The sequence below is a fragment of the Gemmiger qucibialis genome, from assembly GCF_027689445.1.
Classification (GTDB): domain Bacteria; phylum Bacillota; class Clostridia; order Oscillospirales; family Ruminococcaceae; genus Gemmiger; species Gemmiger qucibialis.
The window spans coordinates 1-2,062 of record NZ_JAQFEN010000027.1 but is presented as its reverse complement, the minus strand read 5'-3'; the positions used below and the strand labels follow the sequence as shown (position 1 = coordinate 2,062).

Here is a 2,062-nt window from a genome sequence, read left to right as displayed (position 1 = left end):
TCCTGCGGAACATCGATATCCATGCTGCCATAGCTGCTGTTTACACGCTTTGATTTATATACCCTTCATCATACTCTTAATTCTCATAATCGTTTCTCCTCTCTGAAACATGTTTTGTTTTTCCTCTGCTTCACTATACAATACCGTTGTAAAAACCAATGTCCAAAGTAGGAAAAATTCGAGTAAATTCCGACACTTATTTTATGCAGTTCTATCTTTATGAGATTTCATCAACATCATAATACTTAAAATCCCGGAAGCAGGCACTTCCTCCTGTTTCCTCTGCCGCATAGCAGAACAGACCAAACCGGCAACCAGTAAAATGATCCAGTTTGAAGTACAGCTTATGCACGGTTCCGATGGGTAGCCAGTCTCCCTTATTTACCCGGTAATAGCAGCGTGCTTCATCCTTCATGTTACAGAAATCCGCTTCAAGACGAAAATCCATCTGGTGTGATTCAACAACAGTTCTTTCCGTCATATCCAATATACCATCTTCTTTTTTATCCAGCATAAGGACTTCATATTTTCCATGATGTTTTGTAATGCCAACTGCAGCATAACAGCTCTGCAACGCACACAAACCTGCGACATCGCCCTCTTTCAATGCAGAAGCATCAACAGTAACCTCAGCTGCGCAGGACGGATAACTCATCCTTTGCGTAAGCGTATTTACTGCCTGTGTAAGCTCTGTACAAACTTCCCGTGTTGTAATTGTATAGGTTCCCTGCAATGCATCCAGATGATAGTACCGTGGATCTGGATCATGATTAAACTGCCAGCGCGGAAGCAGCCCATTACAGAAATCATCACTTCCCACTAATGGCTGATAAATATATCCTGGTCTGGTACTGTGAACCTCTATTTCTTCCGGCACATGTCCGTTCTGTCCAAAAAACGGAAAATGATCCTTCCAGGTAACCGGAACCAGAATAGGAATCCGTCCAACTGCTCCGGAATCCTGAAACAGCATTGCATACCACTTTCCATCCGGCGTATCCACGATTCCTCCCTGTGCCACGCCCTGTCCACAATATCCACGATCATCACAAAGTACATCTCCACCCGTGAATTCTCCTTCCAGAGAATCACTGTAAAAGCATGCTTCCGTCCGCATCCAGCGGTCTCTCAGGGAATGAATCAGAAAAATATAATAATAGCCGTTTATTTTTTGAATATGAGAACCCTCATAGCCTAGCTCCGGGTTCTTATGATCACTGACTAAAAGACGATGTAATCCGTCCTTCTTTGGTGCAGTCAAATCTTCATTCAATTCTGTAATCCAGATTTCATCATTTCCATATACAATATAGTTTCTGCCATCCTCATCAAATAATAAAGAGCCGTCATGATAAAAGCCTTCTATCAGCTGCTTTTTCCATGGACCATCTATTTTTTCCGAAGTATACAAATAAGTCTTACGAGTATCATTTGCCACAAAGCAGATATAAAATCGGCCTTCATGATAGCGCAGGGAAGCTGCCCACATGCCCTGTCCGTAAATATTCTGACCGCTTTTCAGTTGCTGCGCATCCGTATGATCCAACGTCTCATAGACATAAGTCGCATGCTCCCAGTGCACCAGATCAAAAGACTGCAGAATCTCACAGCCCGGCATAAAGTGCATGGTTGTGGATACCATATAATAGGTGTCTTCTACGCGGATCACGTCCGGATCTGGATAATCCAATCTTGTTATAGGATTTACATTCATTGTTTATTCCTTTCTGTTTTATCTCCATATTCTTTCTTTGTTCTATTCTATTTTTACTATTTTATCTTTGTTTCTTATCCGTCTGCCTTTTCAACTCTTCTCTGCCCCATTTCACTATTGCTAATATCACAATCTCACAGTAAAATATAATAATCGAAAACGATCCTGCACCATGTTATTCATCAGAAATTTCCGGTTTGCACAGATTTACCGGGAATAAGCAGAAGGAGACCAGCATGAAGGAAAACCGGAGAGACTATGAAGAAAAGTCTGTAAATAATAATCTTCTATGATAATGATCGAGCTGGAAGCGCTAAATTGGAGCTTCCAGCTCTTGCTATATATATA

At 41.5% G+C, this 2,062-nt stretch carries 1 protein-coding gene; it reads right to left on the bottom strand.

Annotation, left to right across the window (positions count from 1 at the left end):
- Positions 1–217 precede the first annotated feature (217 nt).
- Positions 218–1,714, bottom strand: a complete 1,497-nt coding sequence (locus PG062_RS15785) for a glycoside hydrolase family 43 protein (RefSeq protein WP_113998608.1) — start codon at positions 1,712–1,714, stop codon at positions 218–220.
- Between the last annotated feature and the right edge of the window lie 348 nt (positions 1,715–2,062).